The organism is Streptomyces davaonensis JCM 4913 (assembly GCF_000349325.1).
Taxonomy (GTDB): domain Bacteria; phylum Actinomycetota; class Actinomycetes; order Streptomycetales; family Streptomycetaceae; genus Streptomyces; species Streptomyces davaonensis.
This window is the reverse complement of the sequence record NC_020504.1, coordinates 3,071,605-3,089,508: the sequence shown is the minus strand read 5'-3', so window position 1 is coordinate 3,089,508 and position 17,904 is coordinate 3,071,605. Positions and strand designations below refer to the sequence as shown.

Here is a 17,904-nt window from a genome sequence, read left to right as displayed (position 1 = left end):
GGGCCTACTGCTGGGGCGGCTGGGGGTACGGGTAGGGCGGCTGGCCCTGCTGCGGGTAGGGCTGGCCGGGCTGCTGGGGCTGCCCAGGGTGCTGGGGCTGTCCGGGCAGGTACTGACCCGGCGCAGGCTGCCCAGGCTGATAGGGCTGCTGAGGCTGCTGGGGCTGACCCGGAAGGGGCTGGCCGGGCATCGGCGGGGCCGCCACCGGGGGCGGGTTGCCGTCGTTGGTCCACAGCCCGTGAGCCTGCTGATGGCGTACGAAGTCCTCGGCGACCATCGCCGCGAGGTTGAAGTACGCCTCCCGCACCTTGGGCCGCATCATGTCGAGGTCGACCTCGGCACCGGCGGAGAGATGCTCGTCGAAGGGCACGACGACGACGCCGCGGCAGCGGGTCTCGAAGTGACTGACGATGTCCTCGACCTTGATCATCTTCCCGGTCTCGCGCACACCGGAGATGACGGTGAGGGAGCGTGAGACGAGATCGGCGTACCCGTGGGCGGACAGCCAGTCCAGCGTCGTACTGGCGCTGGAGGCGCCGTCCACGGAGGGCGTCGAGATGATGATGAGCTGGTCGGCGAGGTCGAGCACGCCGCGCATGGCGGAGTAGAGAAGACCGGTGCCGGAGTCGGTGAGGATGATCGGGTACTGCTTGCCGAGCACGTCGATGGCGCGCCGGTAGTCCTCGTCGTTGAACGTCGTGGACACGGCCGGGTCGACATCATTGGCGATGATCTCCAGCCCGGAGGAGGCCTGGGAGGTGAACCGCCGGATGTCCATGTACGAGTTGAGGTACGGGATCGCCTGGACGAGGTCACGGATGGTGGCCCCGGTCTCGCGACGCACGCGGCGGCCGAGGGTACCGGCGTCCGGGTTGGCGTCGATGGCGAGGATCTTGTCCTGCCGCTCGGTGGCGAGGGTGGACCCGAGGGCGGTCGTGGTCGTGGTCTTCCCCACCCCACCCTTCAGGCTGATGACAGCGATCCGATAGCAGGACAGCACGGGCGTACGGATGAGTTCGAGCTTCCGCTGCCGCTCGGCCTCCTCCTTCTTCCCACCGATCTTGAACCGGCCCCCGGCGGCTGCGGGCCGCCCACTCTTCGCCTTCTGCTTCTTGTTGTTGAGCAGCCGATCCGACGACAGCTCCACGGCAGCGGTGTATCCAAGGGGAGCGGCCCCCGGATTGGTCGGCTGCCGCTGATCATGCTGCACAGGCTGAGGCCAAGCGGCCCCGGCACGGGGGTCGACGGGCTGGTGAGGGGCGGCTCCGGGGTGCGGCTGACCTTGCGGCGGCGTACCCGGGTGGGCCTGCGGGGGGATACCGGGCTGGGGCTGCCCCTGCGGCGGCATGGCGGGCTGGGGTTGGCCGTGCGGGGGTACGCCTGACTGGGCCTGACCCTGCGGTGACACGCCGGGCTGCGCCTGGCCCTGCTGGGACGCGTCGGCTTGCGGCGGCATTCCGGGCTGGGGTTGGCCGTGCGGCGGTACGCCCGGGTGAGCCTGCGGCGATGCACCGGCCTGTGCCGGGATCCCCGGCTGGGGCTGAGCGCCGTATGGCGGTACACCCTGCGGGGCCTGCGGCTGGTCCTGCGCGGACATGCCGGGCTGCGCGGGGCCCTGGCCGGGTACGGGGCCCGGCTGAGCGGGCACCTGCGGGAAGCCGTAACCGCTGGGCTGGGCGGAGGCGTTGGGGGCGGGCTGACCGGGTGGAGTCGCCGGGGTGCCGGGCTGCGGGAAGCCGTAACTGCCCTGCGGGTTGGACGGGGCAGCGGCCTGCGATCCGGGCTGGGGGAAGCCGTATGCGCTCTGCGGCGTGGGCGCCGGGGCAGGGCTGTCGGTCGGCTGGGGGGTCGGAGGCTGCTGTGCGGCCGGGGCGGGTGCGCCGGGCTGCGGGAAGCCGTAGCCGCCCTGCGGGTTGGGGGCAGGAGTGGCTTGTGCCCCGGGCTGAGGGAAGCCGTATCCGGCCTGCGGCGTCTGTGCCGGGACAGGGTTCTCGGTCGGCTGTGCGGCCGGGGTGGACTGCGATCCCGGCTGGGGGAAGCCGTATCCACCTTGCGGCGTGGGCGCCGTGGCGGGGGGCTGCTGCGGGAAGCCGGGGACGGGCTGCTGGGGTGCGGCGGCCGTCGGCGGGGTCGTGGGCGGCTGGTTCCAGGCGGCGGGCGCGGGCTGCGGGGCCTGCGGCTGGAATGGCGGCTGCGGCTGGACCTGCGGTTGCTGGATGGGCGCGGGCTGCTGCGCGGCGGGCGCAGCCGGGGGCTCGGCGGGAGCCGTCGGCTGCTGCGGCTGTGCGGGCCACTGCGGCGCGGAGGCCGGGGCGGCGGGTTGGTAGGACGGCGGCAATGGGGGCATCCCGGCCTGCTGTGCTGGCGGGGGAGTCCAGGCGGGCGGCGCGTCCTGCGGAGCATCGGAAACAGCCGGGACGGCGTCCTGCGGCGCGCTGTCCTGCGGTACCGCGTCCTGCGGTGCGCTGTCTTGCGGTACGGCGTCGGCGGGCACGGCGTCCTGCGGAGCGACGTCCTGGGGGCCCTTACCCAAGGGCGCGGCGTCTTCGGCTACGGCATCCTCCGGCACGGAGTCCGAAGGCTCGGTGTCCGTCAGCTCAGGCTGAGAGGGCTTGGCGTCGGCGGGTTCGGCGCCGCCAAAATCGGCGTCCACCAGCTCGGCGTCGGCGGGCTCGGCCCCTGCAAAGCCGACGTCGACCGGCTCGGCGTCCGTGGGCGCGGCGCCGACAGGACCGGCGTCGACCGGCTCGGTACCAACAAGGCCGCCCTCCACCGGCTCGGCGTCCGCAGTTGCCGCGTCCGTCGAACCCGCGTGCACCACTCCCGTGTCCGCCGGTCCCGCGTTCTCCTGCTCGGCGTCCGCTACTTCCCCGTCGGCGGACTCGGCGTTCTCAGCTCCCGCGACCACCGGCACGGCGCCCACCGAATCGGTGCCCTCGGCTTCCGCGCTCACCAGCCCTGCGTGAACCTGCTCGCTCTCCACGGGTCCCGCGTTCACGGGCCCGTCGGACGCAACTCCCGCGTCCGCCGACTCGACGTCCGTCGACTCCGCGTCCATCAGCTCGGCGTCGGTCGCACCGGCGTTCTCCGGCTCGGTGTTCTCCGCCTCGGCGTTCACCACACCCGCGTCCGCCGGCTCGACCTCGGTCGGCTCCGCGTTCGTCAGCTCGGCGCTGACAGATCCGGCGCTCTCCGCCTCGGAGTTCACCACACCCGCGTCCGCCAGCCCGTCCTCGACCGGCCCCGCGTCCACCAGATGGGCGTCCGCCAGTTCCAGGTCCGCCGACTCGGCGTCAGTCGCCCCGGCATTCACCGACTCAGCGTCCGCCAGTCCCGGATTCGCCGGCCCCGAGCCGCCCTCGACCCCCGGCACCTCCGAGCCCTCGGCCGACGGCGCCCCCGTCCCCAGGAACCCCGCCTCAGCCGTAACGGCGACAACCTCGTCCCCGGCTTCCGGCACCCCCGTCTCCCCGGGCGTCGCCTCCGCCGTAGCACCGACGGAGTCCGCACCCTCGGAAGCCGGAGCCGCCGCCACATCCGCAGCGTCTGCCTGAACCTCGGCCGCAGCCTCCGCCCCGCCCGCGTCGGACACCGCACCGGAGTCGGACGCGACGCCCGTACCGCGGTCCTCGTCCCCCGACCGCAGCCCAGCCCCCGCGTCAGCCGCAGCCGCGCGTTCCTCGATCTCCCTCCTCAAGGCAACCGAGGAGAAGCGCATCGTCGCGCCGCTCTCCAGATCGCCGTTCCCGGAGTCGGACTCATCGGAGGCCGGAGCGGTGGACGTCGCTTCGGAGGGGGCGGAAGCCGGTGCGTTCCACTGGGACACCGGAATGCTCGGTACGGCCGTCGGCGAGGCACCGTCGGGCGACGGAGGCGTCGCCTGCGGCTCGAAGCCACTGCCCACCGGCAACTTGGGCACCGCGACCGGCCCACCGCCCGCCGGCGGAGGCGGAGTGAACGGCGCCCCGGGCGCGGGAGCAGCGGGAGGCGTATAGGGCGCTCCCGGCGTGGCAGCAGCCGGGGGCGTGTACGGCGCCCCGGGCGCGGGAGCCACCGGCGGTGTGTACGGCGCAGGCGGAGCCGGAGGAGTGAAAGGTGCTCCCGGTGCGGGCGACCCCTGCGGGACCGGCGGTGTCAACCCCGGCAGGGACGACGGCAGCGACGTAGGAGAAGGAGTGAACGAAGGCGCCGGGGCGGCGGACGCGTCACCTGAACCCGCCGGTCCCTGCGATGCCGAACCGGCAGCGGAACCCGAGCTCCCCGAACCGGCGGAGCCACTCGCGTTCTGCGTGTACCAGGCAGGCGGCGCGTAGTCGATGGTGAACTCGCCCGTGACCTCGTTCGCCGACTCCGCGTCGGGCTGGTCATCGCCGGGTGTGGCCCAGCCCCCGCGGATCCCGTCCCGATCGCTGCTCACAATTCCTCCTGGTGTGGTCGAGCACCCCCATGCCGTGCCGGGGCGACCATGGTTCGTCGTTCGAAGTCGTCCGAAGTCGTTCGAGGTCGTCCGTTCCAGTCGGCTCTCCCCCTGGGACACCGACACCCGGTCCACGGGTTCTGGCGTCGCGCCCGGTCCCAGCCTAATCACCACAGGCATCAGCCCGGCAGGCCCGTCCACCCCCGAGCAACAGCCCACTGCGTCACAGCCTGCCCCGAAGTGACGTACGCAGCCCTCTCATTGGTGAACAAACCGGGCGACACCTGTGAACAATCCGGAACGAAAACGAAGCAAGCGATCAAGCCCACCCCGAACCACTCGTCCGAACCAGCCCAGAAGGCAAGCAGGTTGGCGACCGCGGGGACGCCGCCGTACGTATGCCTCTACATGCCTACGCGTACCGACTACGACGAACGCCCCTGCGGCCGCCGTCCGTTCACTCCGAGGCGGCCACGCCCCCGTTGTGCGGCCCCGGCTCCAGGTCGAACTCCCCGTCCCGCGCGCCCAGCACGAACGCCCGCCACTCCGCCTCGGTGTACCGCAGCACCGTCTCCGGTTCCAGCGAGGACCGCATCGCCACCGCACCGCCGGGCAGCTGCGCGATCTCGACCCGCTCCTCGTGCGACTCGGTGCCCGGCGCGCTCTCCCACCGCACGCCCTTGATGTCGAGGGCGTACAGCTCGTCCCGCTCCCGCTCCTTGCGCGCCTTGATCTCCGCTTCCGTCTCCGCCATGCCCAGCGACCCCTTCCAGACTTCCGACGTACGGACCGTCCGCCGTAGGGACAATCCCGACGTACCCATGATCGGCGCGCTCACCCTAGTGGCCCAGCCCTCGCCGACCGCCCGGTTCCGGAACCGATGCAAGGGTGCCCACCTCAGGCTGGTACCCTGAGTGACGGCCGTTTGTGTACGCACCCCCGGAGCCTCTCGAAGGCCCTGGAGGCCGCGCCCAGCGGATCCCCGCCTCCCGAGTAACGGAAGCTCCCCCGAGACACAGACCGGGGGCACTCGGTGGCCATTTTCAAAGACTACGAGGAGTACGCGTGCCGCTCGACGCCGCTACGAAGAAGCAGATCATCAGCGAGTTCGGTCAGAAGGAGGGCGACACCGGCTCCCCCGAGGTCCAGGTCGCCATGCTTTCGCGCCGCATCTCGGACCTGACCGAGCACCTCAAGACCCACAAGCACGACCACCACTCCCGCCGTGGTCTGCTGATCCTGGTCGGTCAGCGCCGTCGCCTTCTCCAGTACCTGGCGAAGAAGGACATCCAGCGCTTCCGTGCGCTGGTCGACCGCCTGGGCATCCGCCGCGGTGCGGCGGGCGCCAAGTAAGACGCCGTGAAGGGAGCGGTTCCCGAGACGATCGGGGGCCGCTCCCTTTGCCGTACGCGCGAAACATGCGGAGTATCACACACGCTTTGTAGTGTGGTAGCACAACGCAATACGTAGGACACGCAACGAAGGAGAAGCGCACCCAGCCGCCGCCGGTCCTCGGTAGTGGCCCCCGGGGGGAAGCGAGCCCCGGGTGCTTCGATCGAAGACCGGCCCGCACCGCACGGAGTGCTTCTCCGCCATCGTCCCCCTGCCACACGGGCAGCAAGGGACAAAAGACGACAAGTAACGGAGAAAACGCTAGTGGAGAACGAGACCCACTACGCCGAGGCCGTCATCGACAACGGCGCCTTCGGCACCCGCACCATCCGCTTCGAGACGGGCCGCCTGGCCAAGCAGGCCGCCGGTTCCGCCGTGGCGTACCTGGACGACGACACCATGGTGCTGTCGGCCACCACCGCCTCCAAGAACCCCAAGGACCAGCTCGACTTCTTCCCGCTGACGGTGGACGTCGAGGAGCGGATGTACGCCGCCGGCAAGATCCCCGGCAGCTTCTTCCGCCGTGAGGGCCGGCCGAGCGAGGACGCGATCCTCACCTGCCGCCTCATCGACCGCCCGCTGCGCCCGTCCTTCAAGAAGGGCCTGCGCAACGAGATCCAGGTCGTCGCCACGATCATGGCGCTCAACCCCGACCACCTGTACGACGTCGTGGCGATCAACGCCGCCTCCGCGTCCACCCAGCTGGCCGGTCTGCCCTTCTCCGGCCCGATCGGCGGCGTCCGCGTCGCGCTGATCAACGGCCAGTGGGTCGCCTTCCCGACGCACACCGAGCTCGAGGACGCCGTCTTCGACATGGTTGTCGCGGGCCGCACCCTGGAGGACGGCGACGTCGCGATCATGATGGTCGAGGCCGAGGCCACCGACAAGACCATCAAGCTGGTCGAGGGCGGCGCCGAGGCGCCGACCGAGGAGGTCGTCGCCGCCGGTCTGGAAGCCGCGAAGCCCTTCATCAAGGTGCTGTGCAAGGCTCAGGCCGACCTCGCCGCGAAGGCCGCCAAGCCGACCGGCGAGTTCCCGATCTTCCTCGACTACCAGGACGACGTCCTGGAGGCGCTGGCCGCCGCCGTCAAGCCGGAGCTGGCCTCCGCGCTGACGATCGCGGGCAAGCAGGAGCGCGAGTCGGAGCTGGACCGCGTCAAGGCGCTCGCCGCCGAGAAGCTCCTGCCGGAGTTCGAGGGCCGCGAGAAGGAGATCTCCGCCGCGTACCGCTCGCTGACCAAGACCCTGGTCCGTGAGCGCGTCATCAAGGAGAAGAAGCGCATCGACGGCCGTGGCGTGACGGACATCCGTACGCTCGCCGCCGAGGTCGAGGCCATCCCGCGCGTGCACGGCTCCGCGGTGTTCGAGCGTGGCGAGACCCAGATCCTGGGCGTCACCACCCTCAACATGCTCCGCATGGAGCAGCAGCTCGACACGCTGTCGCCGGTCACGCGCAAGCGCTACATGCACAACTACAACTTCCCGCCGTACTCCACCGGCGAGACCGGCCGCGTCGGCTCCCCGAAGCGCCGCGAGATCGGCCACGGCGCTCTCGCCGAGCGCGCCCTGGTCCCGGTCCTGCCGACGCGCGAGGAGTTCCCCTACGCGATCCGCCAGGTCTCCGAGGCGCTGAGCTCCAACGGCTCGACGTCCATGGGCTCGGTCTGCGCCTCCACCATGTCGCTGCTGAACGCCGGTGTGCCGCTGAAGGCCCCCGTCGCCGGTATCGCCATGGGTCTGATCTCCCAGGAGATCGAGGGCGAGACGCACTACGTCACCCTCACCGACATCCTCGGTGCGGAGGACGCCTTCGGCGACATGGACTTCAAGGTCGCCGGCACCAAGGAGTTCGTGACCGCCCTCCAGCTCGACACCAAGCTGGACGGCATCCCGGCCTCCGTCCTGGCCGCCGCGCTCAAGCAGGCCCGTGACGCCCGCCTCCACATCCTCGACGTGATGATGGAAGCGATCGACACGCCGGACGAGATGTCCCCGAACGCCCCGCGGATCATCACCGTGAAGATCCCCGTGGACAAGATCGGTGAGGTCATCGGCCCCAAGGGCAAGATGATCAACCAGATCCAGGAGGACACCGGCGCCGAGATCACCATCGAGGACGACGGCACCATCTACATCGGTGCCGCCGACGGCCCGTCCGCCGAGGCCGCCCGTACGACCATCAACGGCATCGCCAACCCGACGATGCCCGAGGTCGGCGAGCGCTACCTGGGCACGGTCGTCAAGACCACGACCTTCGGCGCGTTCGTCTCCCTGCTGCCCGGCAAGGACGGTCTGCTGCACATCTCGCAGATCCGCAAGCTGGCCGGCGGCAAGCGTGTGGAGAACGTCGAGGACGTCCTCGGCGTGGGCCAGAAGGTCCAGGTCGAGATCGCCGAGATCGACTCCCGCGGCAAGCTCTCCCTGATCCCCGTGATCGAGGGCGAAGAGGCTGACGCCGACAAGAAGGACGACACCGACAAGTGACGTCTCGTAGCACCACGACGACGGCCCGCACCTCTTCGGAGGCGCGGGCCGTCGCCCGTACCCAAACCCTGATCAAGGGCACCAACGGCATCGGCACGGTCCGCAAGACCACCCTCCCGGGCGGCCTGCGCATCGTCACCGAGACCCTGCCCTCGGTCCGCTCGGCGACCTTCGGCATATGGGCCCATGTCGGCTCCCGCGACGAGACGCCGTCCCTGAACGGCGCCACGCACTACCTGGAGCACCTGCTCTTCAAGGGCACGCAGCGGCGTTCCGCGCTGGACATCTCCTCCGCCCTCGACGCCGTCGGCGGCGAGATGAACGCGTTCACGGCGAAGGAGTACACGTGCTACTACGCGCGCGTGCTCGACACCGACCTGCCGCTCGCCATCGACGTCGTCTGCGACATGCTGACCGGCTCCCTCATCCTCGAAGAGGACGTCAACGTCGAGCGCGGCGCGATCCTCGAAGAGATCGCGATGACCGAGGACGACCCGGGCGACTGCGTGCACGACCTGTTCGCGCACACCATGTTCGGCGACAACCCCCTCGGCCGCCCGGTCCTCGGCACGGTCGACACCGTCAACGCCCTCACCGCCGACCGCATCCGCCGCTTCTACAAGAAGCACTACGACCCGACCCACCTGGTCGTGGCGGCCGCCGGCAACATCGACCACAACAAGGTCGTACGACAGGTCCGCGCCGCCTTCGAGAAGTCCGGCGCCCTGAAGAACCACGACGCGGCGCCCATCGCCCCGCGCGACGGCCGCCGCACCCTGCGCACCTCCGGCCGCGTCGAGCTGATCGGCCGCAAGACCGAACAGGCCCATGTGGTCCTCGGCATGCCCGGCCTCGCCCGCACCGACGACCGCCGCTGGGCCCTCGGCGTGCTCAACACCGCCCTCGGCGGCGGGATGTCCTCCCGGCTGTTCCAGGAGGTCCGCGAGAAGCGGGGCCTGGCGTACAGCGTGTACTCGTACACCTCCGGGTTCGCCGACTGCGGACTGTTCGGCGTCTACGCCGGCTGCCGGCCCTCGCAGGTGCACGACGTGCTGAAGATCTGCCGCGACGAACTCGACCACGTCGCCCAGCACGGCCTCTCCGACGACGAGATCAGCCGCGCCATCGGCCAGCTCCAGGGCTCCACGGTCCTGGGCCTGGAGGACACCGGCGCGCTGATGAACCGCATCGGCAAGAGCGAACTGTGCTGGGGCGAGCAGATGTCCGTCGACGACATGCTGGCCCGGATAGCCTCGGTCACCGCGGACGACGTCCGCTCGGTGGCCCGGGACGTCCTCGGACAGCGGCCCTCGCTGTCGGTCATCGGCCCGCTGAAGGACAAGCAGGCGTCCCGTCTGCACGAAGCGGTCGCGTAAGCCTCTCCCGCACAAGCCCCTCCCGAAGGAAGCAAGAAGATGAGCAAGCTGCGAGTGGCGGTCCTCGGTGCCCAGGGCCGGATCGGCTCCGAGGCGGTACGGGCCGTCGAGGCCGCCGAGGACATGGAGCTGGTCGCCGCCCTGAGCCGGGGCGACAAGCTGGAGACCCTGGCCGAGACCGGCGCCCAGGTCGCCGTCGAACTGACCACGCCCGACTCGGTGATGGCCAACCTCGAGTACTGCGTGAGCCACGGCATCCACGCGGTCGTCGGTACGACGGGCTGGACCGAGGAGCGCCTCGCGCAACTGAACGGCTGGCTCGCCGGCTCCCCGGAGACCGGTGTGCTCATCGCGCCGAACTTCTCCATCGGGGCGGTGCTGAACATGAAGTTCGCGCAGATCGCCGCGCCCTACTTCGAGTCGGTGGAGGTTGTCGAACTGCACCATCCGAGGAAGGTCGACGCTCCCTCCGGCACCGCCACGCGCACGGCCCAGCTCATCGCCGAGGCGCGGCGCGCGGCGGGCACGCCGGAGGCGCCGGACGCCACGGAGACGGCCCTGGACGGCGCGCGGGGCGCGGACGTCGACGGCGTCCCGGTCCACTCCGTCCGCCTGCGCGGCCTGCTGGCCCACCAGGAGGTCCTCCTCGGCGGCGAGGGCGAGACCCTGACCATCCGCCACGACTCCCTGCACCACAGCAGCTTCATGCCGGGCATCCTGCTCGGCGCCCGCCGCGTGGTGACCACCCCGGGCCTCACCTTCGGCCTGGAACACTTCCTGGACCTGGGCTGAGCTGATAGCTGATGCGCGCCAAACTGTCCTACGCCCTCACGGCCGCCGTCCTGCTGGTCTACTTCGTCCTGGTCGGCAGCCGGGGCGTCATGCTCATCAAGGCCGGCACGCTGCTCACCGTCACCTTCGGCGTCTCGGTGCTGATCCTGCCGGTGATCGGGGTGTGGTTCCTGTGGAAGAACACCGAGTTCGTCCGCAAGGCCAACGCCCTCGCCGCGGAACTCGACGCCGAGGGCGGCCTACCCGTCGACGAGTTGAAGCGCACGCCGAGCGGCCGTATCGACCGTGACTCGGCCGACGAGGTCTTCGCCCGCCGCAAGGCCGAGACGGAGGACGCCCCCGAGGACTGGCGCAGCTGGTTCCGCCTCGCCGTCGCCTATCACGACGCACGCGACACGCCACGCGCCCGCAAGGCGATGCAACGCGCGATCAGCTTGAGGGAAGCGACGCGCTGAGTCGGCGGTACGACGAAGGGGCCCGGTCCACGTGGGTGGACCGGGCCCCTTCGTTCGTGTATTTGCTTGTCGCGGGTCAGCCCCGGCCGTTCTCCGAACCCCAGGCCTCGACCGTGTCCGCGGCCCGGTCGAACGCGTCAGGACGCCCCAGGAAGTCCGCGTTGTGCGTGGTCATCAGCGGCGCCAGATCCTCCGCGGGCCGATCGGAGCGTACGAGGACCAGTGCCTGCCCCTGCACGGTCCGCGGCAGCCCGAGCCAGCGCACCGGCTGCTGCGTCGTACGCACCGCGACGACCCGCTCCCAGGGCGCCGTACGCGTGGCGAAGAAGGCGACGTGGCGCACGCCCTGCGCACTCACCCACACGCCCATCCGCAGCAATCGCAGCGAGGCGGAGATCACGACCAGCGCGATACCGAAGACCACTCCGGCCGAACTCGGCGTGCCGGTCAGCGCGATGATGACCGCCGCGAAGAGCACATAGGAGGCGAGCAGCAGCAGAAGCGCGGCCGCGCCCACGCGCCAAGGCCCGGGACGGTAGGGCCGCCGCCAGCGGTCACGGTCGTCGAAGGGCAGCGCGACGTCGTCGGCTGCTTCGAAGGCTCGGTCGGCCGTCAGGAAGGGCAGGGGCACGGCTGGTCCTCACTCAATCCATGCTGGGGCTGTGCCCGGTGAGGCTATCGACACAGCTCCGCGCCCACCACCCTCGGGGGTCCGGATGGGGTCAGCGACCGTCCGTCGCCTGCGACTGCTGCGTCTGCCGCGGTGACTGGTCCTGGGAGAGCGCCGGCGTCCCGAGGATCAGCGCCCCCGCCAGCGCGGACACCATGGTCAGGCCCAGCAGCCAACGCCCGGCTATCTGCCCGGCGGTCGCCCGCTCGCGGGGCGGGGGAGTGACATTGCTCTGGAACATCGGGGGCTGCGGCTCCTATCGGACAGTTCGAACGAATCGTTCTCACTGAGACAGACGCACGAGAACCTCAAAAGGTGCCCTCTTCCCCCGATTTCGCAGAACTCGTGCCGGACCGGGACCGAACACCGCACTGTCAGTGCCGGGCCGTAGAGTGGGCGCCGCCCGAGTGAAGTGATGGAAGGACCCTCCGAGTCGTGACCGACACCCCCGCCGACGACCTCAAGCCCAGCTTCCGCAGCGACGTCACCGTCGAGCTGGTCAAGCACAGCGCGGCCGACTCCGACGTGCTGTGGGCCGCCCGTGTCTCCACCGCCGGTGAGCAGTCCCTGGACGAGCTGAAGAAGGACCCCGAGCGCTCCAAGGGCCTCATCAACTACCTGATGCGGGACCGGCACGGCAGCCCCTTCGAGCACAACTCGATGACCTTCTTCATCAGCGCCCCGATCTTCGTCTTCCGCGAGTTCATGCGGCACCGCGTGGGCTGGTCGTACAACGAGGAGTCCGGCCGGTACAGGGAGCTCCAGCCGGTCTTCTACGTCCCCGGCGAGTCCCGCAAGCTCGTCCAGGAGGGCCGCCCGGGCAAGTACGTCTTCGTGGAGGGCACCCAGGCCCAGCAGGAGCTGGTGGGCCACGCGATGGAGGACTCCTACCGCCAGTCGTACGAGGCGTACCAGGAGATGCTCGCCGCCGGTGTCGCCCGTGAGGTCGCCCGCGCGGTGCTCCCCGTCGGCCTGTTCTCCTCGATGTACGCCACCTGCAACGCCCGCTCGCTGATGCACTTCCTCGGCCTGCGTACCCAGCACGAGCTGGCGAAGGTGCCCTCCTTCCCACAGCGGGAGATCGAGATGGTCGGCGAGAAGATGGAGGCGGAGTGGGCCAAGCTCATGCCGCTCACCCACGCCGCCTTCAATGCGAACGGACGTGTGGCGCCGTAACGCACCCGCGTTCCCGGCCCGGCACAGATGTGCGCATCAGCCTCACGAAGTGTCCGTATTGCGGCATTTAGAGAAGTTCATCTAGCCTGATCAAACGGACCCGGCACTGCTTGAACCCCCGAGCAGGCAGTGCCGGGCTCCATCTTTGTCCTGACTTTTCCCGCACCCCTAGGGCAGACCACGCCTTGAGCAGCGAGTAGCGTGTAACCCATGGCTCCGACCTCCACTCCGCAGACCCCCTTCGGGCGGGTCCTCACCGCTATGGTCACGCCCTTCACGGCGGACGGCGCACTCGACCTCGACGGCGCCCAGCGGCTCGCCACGCACCTGGTGGACGCAGGCAACGACGGCCTGATCATCAACGGCACCACCGGCGAGTCCCCCACCACCAGCGACGCGGAGAAATCGGACCTCGTACGAGCCGTACTGGAGGCGGTGGGCGACCGAGCCCATGTCGTCGCCGGCGTCGGCACCAACGACACCCACCACAGCCTCCAGCTCGCCCGCCAGGCCGAGCAGACCGGCGCGCACGGCCTCCTGGTCGTCACGCCGTACTACAACAAGCCCCCGCAGGAGGGCCTGTACCGGCACTTCAAGGCCATCGCCGACGCCACCGAGCTGCCGGTGATGCTCTACGACATCCCCGGCCGCAGCGGCGTCCCGATCAACACCGAGACGCTCGTCCGGCTCGCCGAGCACCCCCGGATCGTCGCCAACAAGGACGCCAAGGGCGACCTCGGCCGCGCGAGCTGGGCCATCGCCCGCTCCGGCCTCGCCTGGTACTCCGGCGACGACATGCTGAACCTGCCGCTGCTCTCCGTGGGCGCGGTCGGCTTCGTCTCCGTCGTCGGCCACGTCGTCACGCCCGAGCTGCGCGCCCTGGCCGACGCGTACACCAGCGGTGACGTCCAGAAGGCGACCGAGATCCACCAGAAGCTGCTCCCGGTCTACACGGGCATGTTCCGCACCCAGGGCGTCATGACCACCAAGGCCGCACTCACCCTTCTGGGCCTGCCCGCCGGACCGCTGCGCGCCCCGATGGTCGAGTGCTCACCCGAAGAGATCGAACAGCTCAAGATCGATCTTGCCGCGGGCGGGGTACAGCTCTGACAACAGACTTCGCGCGGCCGACCGCGCATCGACTTCACAACTGAATAAGCAGGCCACCGGTGCCTGCGCCACAACGACAACTGCTTCTGCACGAACGTCACGCGCGCCACGTGCCCTACCGGTACGTGGCGCGCGTGGTTGAGGAGAGTCTTTTGAGTCATCCGCATCCTGAACTCGGCTCGCCCCCGCCGCTCCCCGAAGGCGGCCTGCGGGTCACCCCGCTCGGCGGCCTCGGCGAAATCGGCCGGAACATGACCGTCTTCGAGTACGGCGGCCGCCTGCTGATCGTCGACTGCGGAGTGCTCTTCCCCGAGGAGGAGCAGCCCGGAATCGACCTGATCCTGCCCGACTTCTCGTCCATCCGGGACCGCCTCGACGACATCGAGGGCATCGTCCTCACCCATGGCCACGAGGACCACATCGGCGGGGTCCCCTTCCTGCTCCGCGAGAAGCCGGACATCCCGCTGATCGGCTCCAAGCTGACCCTCGCCCTGATCGAGGCCAAGCTCCAGGAGCACCGCATCCGCCCGTACACCCTTGAGGTGGCGGAAGGCAACCGCGAGCGCATCGGCCCCTTCGACTGCGAGTTCATCGCGGTCAACCACTCCATCCCGGACGCCCTGGCCGTCGCCATCCGCACCCCCGCGGGCATGGCGGTCCACACCGGCGACTTCAAGATGGACCAGCTCCCGCTGGACAGCCGCCTCACCGACCTGCACGCCTTCGCCCGCCTGAGCGAGGAGGGCATCGACCTCCTCCTCGCCGACTCGACGAACGCGGAGGTCCCGGGCTTCGTCCCGCCCGAGCGGGACATCTCCAACGTCCTGCGGCAGGTCTTCGCCGGCGCCCGCAAGCGGATCATCGTGGCGAGCTTCGCCAGCCACGTCCACCGCATCCAGCAGATCCTGGACGCGGCCCATGAGTACGGCCGCCGCGTCGCCTTCGTGGGCCGCTCCATGGTCCGCAACATGGGCATCGCGAGGGACCTGGGCTATCTGAAGGTCCCGCCGGGCCTGGTGGTCGACGTCAAGACCCTCGACGACCTCCCCGACAACGAGGTCGTGCTGGTCTGCACGGGCTCCCAGGGCGAGCCCATGGCGGCCCTGTCCCGCATGGCCAACCGGGACCACCAGATCCGCATCGTCGACGGCGACACGGTGATCCTGGCGTCCTCGCTCATCCCCGGCAACGAGAACGCCGTCTACCGCGTGATCAACGGCCTGACCCGCTGGGGCGCGAACGTCGTTCACAAGGGCAACGCCAAGGTGCACGTCTCCGGCCACGCGTCCGCGGGCGAGCTCCTGTACTTCTACAACATCTGCCGCCCGAAGAACCTGATGCCGGTGCACGGCGAATGGCGCCACCTGCGCGCCAACGCCGAGCTGGGCGCCCTCACGGGTGTCCCGCACGACCGCATCGTCATCGCCGAGGACGGCGTGGCCGTCGACCTCATCGAGGGCAAGGCCAAGATCTCCGGCAAGGTCCAGGCGGGTTACGTCTACGTCGACGGCCTCTCCGTCGGCGATGTCGGCGAGCCGGCGCTGAAGGACCGGAAGATCCTTGGTGACGAGGGCATCATCTCGGTCTTCGTCGTCGTGGACTCGTCCACCGGCAAGATCACGGGTGGCCCGCACATCCAGGCCCGCGGCTCCGGCATCGAGGACTCCGCCTTCGGGGACGTCATCCCGAAGATCGCGGAGGTGCTGGAGCGGTCGGCCCAGGACGGCGTGGTGGAGCCCCATCAGCTCCAGCAGCTCATCCGCCGCACGCTCGGCAAGTGGGTCTCCGACACCTATCGCCGCAGGCCGATGATCCTGCCGGTGGTGGTGGAGGTCTGACGGACCGTCGGCCCTCATACGCGTGAACCCGGAGCGGGGCGCCTCGATTTGCAACGAGGCGCCCCGCTCCAGTACGTTTACGGCTCCACCTCAACGGGCACCCGGCCGCTTCGTGCGCCGGAACCAGTCCCCGAAGGGGATGGAAAATCCGACTCAGAACTTCTGATAAAGTCGGAACCGCCGGAAAGGGAAACGCGAAAGCGAGAACCTGGAAAGCACCGAGGAAATCGGATCGGAAAGATCTGATAGAGTCGGAAACGCAAGACCGAAGGGAAGCCCGGAGGAAAGCCCGAGAGGGTGAGTACAAAGGAAGCGACCGTTCCTTGAGAACTCAACAGCGTGCCAAAAATCAACGCCAGATATGTTGATACCCCGTCTCTCCCGTTCGGGAGGACGAGGTTCCTTTGAAATAACACAGCGAGGACGCTGTGTGCGAGGGGATTATTCCTCCTCTCGCACCGCTCTCGTGGTGTTGCACCGGATTACCGGTAAACATTCACGGAGAGTTTGATCCTGGCTCAGGACGAACGCTGGCGGCGTGCTTAACACATGCAAGTCGAACGATGAAGCCCTTCGGGGTGGATTAGTGGCGAACGGGTGAGTAACACGTGGGCAATCTGCCCTTCACTCTGGGACAAGCCCTGGAAACGGGGTCTAATACCGGATATCACTCCCACTCGCATGGGTGGGGGTCGAAAGCTCCGGCGGTGAAGGATGAGCCCGCGGCCTATCAGCTTGTTGGTGAGGTAATGGCTCACCAAGGCGACGACGGGTAGCCGGCCTGAGAGGGCGACCGGCCACACTGGGACTGAGACACGGCCCAGACTCCTACGGGAGGCAGCAGTGGGGAATATTGCACAATGGGCGAAAGCCTGATGCAGCGACGCCGCGTGAGGGATGACGGCCTTCGGGTTGTAAACCTCTTTCAGCAGGGAAGAAGCGAAAGTGACGGTACCTGCAGAAGAAGCGCCGGCTAACTACGTGCCAGCAGCCGCGGTAATACGTAGGGCGCAAGCGTTGTCCGGAATTATTGGGCGTAAAGAGCTCGTAGGCGGCTTGTCACGTCGGGTGTGAAAGCTCGGGGCTTAACCCCGAGTCTGCATTCGATACGGGCTAGCTAGAGTGTGGTAGGGGAGATCGGAATTCCTGGTGTAGCGGTGAAATGCGCAGATATCAGGAGGAACACCGGTGGCGAAGGCGGATCTCTGGGCCATTACTGACGCTGAGGAGCGAAAGCGTGGGGAGCGAACAGGATTAGATACCCTGGTAGTCCACGCCGTAAACGGTGGGAACTAGGTGTTGGCGACATTCCACGTCGTCGGTGCCGCAGCTAACGCATTAAGTTCCCCGCCTGGGGAGTACGGCCGCAAGGCTAAAACTCAAAGGAATTGACGGGGGCCCGCACAAGCAGCGGAGCATGTGGCTTAATTCGACGCAACGCGAAGAACCTTACCAAGGCTTGACATACACCGGAAAGCATCAGAGATGGTGCCCCCCTTGTGGTCGGTGTACAGGTGGTGCATGGCTGTCGTCAGCTCGTGTCGTGAGATGTTGGGTTAAGTCCCGCAACGAGCGCAACCCTTGTTCTGTGTTGCCAGCATGCCCTTCGGGGTGATGGGGACTCACAGGAGACCGCCGGGGTCAACTCGGAGGAAGGTGGGGACGACGTCAAGTCATCATGCCCCTTATGTCTTGGGCTGCACACGTGCTACAATGGCCGATACAATGAGCTGCGATACCGCAAGGTGGAGCGAATCTCAAAAAGTCGGTCTCAGTTCGGATTGGGGTCTGCAACTCGACCCCATGAAGTTGGAGTTGCTAGTAATCGCAGATCAGCATTGCTGCGGTGAATACGTTCCCGGGCCTTGTACACACCGCCCGTCACGTCACGAAAGTCGGTAACACCCGAAGCCGGTGGCCCAACCCCTTGTGGGAGGGAGCTGTCGAAGGTGGGACTGGCGATTGGGACGAAGTCGTAACAAGGTAGCCGTACCGGAAGGTGCGGCTGGATCACCTCCTTTCTAAGGAGCACTTCTCACCAACTCCGGTTGGTCAGAGGCCAGTACATCGGCGAATGTCCGGTGCTGGTTGCTCATGGGTGGAACGTTGATTATTCGGCAGGTCCAGGACGGACCAGGCGCTAGTACTGCTCTTCGGGGCGTGGAACGCTGATCTGGTCGGCTGATCGTGTCGG

General features: G+C 68.7%; 12 protein-coding genes, 1 rRNA gene and 1 pseudogene. 9 read left to right on the top strand and 5 right to left on the bottom strand.

What is annotated here, in order from left to right:
• Window positions 1-4: 4 nt before the first annotated feature.
• The 3 genes and pseudogenes from BN159_RS13230 to BN159_RS13220 all read right to left on the bottom strand — a co-directional run bounded on the left by BN159_RS13230 (window position 5) and on the right by BN159_RS13220 (window position 5,171).
• A complete protein-coding gene (locus BN159_RS13230) occupies window positions 5-3,919 on the bottom strand; it encodes a nucleotide-binding protein (protein WP_015657485.1) in 3,915 nt (1,304 codons plus the stop codon).
• A gap of 369 nt (window positions 3,920-4,288) precedes the next feature.
• Window positions 4,289-4,597 (bottom strand): annotated as a pseudogene (locus tag BN159_RS47735) (SCO5717 family growth-regulating ATPase); the annotation flags it as partial.
• 277 nt (window positions 4,598-4,874) lie between these two features.
• A complete protein-coding gene (locus BN159_RS13220) occupies window positions 4,875-5,171 on the bottom strand; it encodes a DUF397 domain-containing protein (protein WP_041819210.1) in 297 nt (98 codons plus the stop codon).
• A gap of 311 nt (window positions 5,172-5,482) precedes the next feature.
• On the opposite strand from BN159_RS13220, the gene rpsO reads away from it, so the two are divergent.
• From rpsO to BN159_RS13195, 5 genes are all read left to right on the top strand, one after another.
• Complete coding sequence (gene rpsO / locus BN159_RS13215) at window positions 5,483-5,770, top strand: 30S ribosomal protein S15 (RefSeq protein WP_015657483.1); 288 nt, start codon at window positions 5,483-5,485, stop codon at window positions 5,768-5,770.
• A 303-nt stretch (window positions 5,771-6,073) separates the two neighbouring features.
• On the top strand, window positions 6,074-8,293 hold the full coding sequence (locus BN159_RS13210) for a polyribonucleotide nucleotidyltransferase (RefSeq protein WP_015657482.1): 2,220 nt from the start codon (window positions 6,074-6,076) through the stop codon (window positions 8,291-8,293).
• Window positions 8,290-9,669, top strand: coding sequence for a M16 family metallopeptidase (locus BN159_RS13205; protein WP_015657481.1), 1,380 nt, complete (start codon window positions 8,290-8,292; stop codon window positions 9,667-9,669). Before BN159_RS13210 ends, BN159_RS13205 begins: the two co-directional genes overlap by 4 nt.
• Window positions 9,670-9,708: 39 nt before the next feature.
• Window positions 9,709-10,461 carry a 4-hydroxy-tetrahydrodipicolinate reductase gene (gene dapB / locus BN159_RS13200; protein WP_015657480.1) on the top strand — a complete coding sequence of 251 codons (753 nt, stop codon included), beginning with the start codon at window positions 9,709-9,711 and terminating at the stop codon, window positions 10,459-10,461.
• Window positions 10,462-10,472: 11 nt separating this feature from the next.
• Window positions 10,473-10,916, top strand: coding sequence for a hypothetical protein (locus BN159_RS13195; protein WP_015657479.1), 444 nt, complete (start codon window positions 10,473-10,475; stop codon window positions 10,914-10,916).
• Window positions 10,917-10,992: 76 nt separating this feature from the next.
• Here BN159_RS13195 and BN159_RS13190 read toward each other — a convergent pair whose 3' ends face one another.
• Window positions 10,993-11,547 (bottom strand): PH domain-containing protein, encoded by a 555-nt coding sequence (locus tag BN159_RS13190; protein ID WP_015657478.1) that lies wholly within the window; start codon window positions 11,545-11,547, stop codon window positions 10,993-10,995.
• 91 nt (window positions 11,548-11,638) lie between these two features.
• Window positions 11,639-11,827: a hypothetical protein gene (locus BN159_RS13185; protein ID WP_015657477.1), complete on the bottom strand. Its 189-nt coding sequence runs from the start codon at window positions 11,825-11,827 to the stop codon at window positions 11,639-11,641.
• A gap of 194 nt (window positions 11,828-12,021) precedes the next feature.
• Here BN159_RS13185 and thyX point away from each other — a divergent pair, with 194 nt between their 5' ends.
• The 4 genes from thyX to BN159_RS13165 all read left to right on the top strand — a co-directional run bounded on the left by thyX (window position 12,022) and on the right by BN159_RS13165 (window position 17,731).
• Window positions 12,022-12,762: an FAD-dependent thymidylate synthase gene (gene thyX, locus BN159_RS13180; protein WP_015657476.1), complete on the top strand. Its 741-nt coding sequence runs from the start codon at window positions 12,022-12,024 to the stop codon at window positions 12,760-12,762.
• Window positions 12,763-12,972: 210 nt separating this feature from the next.
• Window positions 12,973-13,872: a 4-hydroxy-tetrahydrodipicolinate synthase gene (gene dapA / locus BN159_RS13175; RefSeq protein WP_015657475.1), complete on the top strand. Its 900-nt coding sequence runs from the start codon at window positions 12,973-12,975 to the stop codon at window positions 13,870-13,872.
• A gap of 152 nt (window positions 13,873-14,024) precedes the next feature.
• Complete coding sequence (locus BN159_RS13170; protein WP_041819207.1) at window positions 14,025-15,710, top strand: ribonuclease J; 1,686 nt, start codon at window positions 14,025-14,027, stop codon at window positions 15,708-15,710.
• Between the two features lie 495 nt (window positions 15,711-16,205).
• Window positions 16,206-17,731, top strand: a 16S ribosomal RNA gene (locus tag BN159_RS13165).
• The last annotated feature ends 173 nt before the right edge of the window (window positions 17,732-17,904 follow it).

Coding starts and splice junctions, on each gene's coding strand:
- BN159_RS13220 (WP_041819210.1), bottom strand. CDS start 5,171: ATGGCGGAGACGGAAGCGGAGATCAAGGCGCGCAAGGAGCGGGAGCGG.
- dapB (WP_015657480.1), top strand. CDS start 9,709: ATGAGCAAGCTGCGAGTGGCGGTCCTCGGTGCCCAGGGCCGGATCGGC.
- BN159_RS13195 (WP_015657479.1), top strand. CDS start 10,473: ATGCGCGCCAAACTGTCCTACGCCCTCACGGCCGCCGTCCTGCTGGTC.
- BN159_RS13185 (WP_015657477.1), bottom strand. CDS start 11,827: ATGTTCCAGAGCAATGTCACTCCCCCGCCCCGCGAGCGGGCGACCGCC.
- dapA (WP_015657475.1), top strand. CDS start 12,973: ATGGCTCCGACCTCCACTCCGCAGACCCCCTTCGGGCGGGTCCTCACC.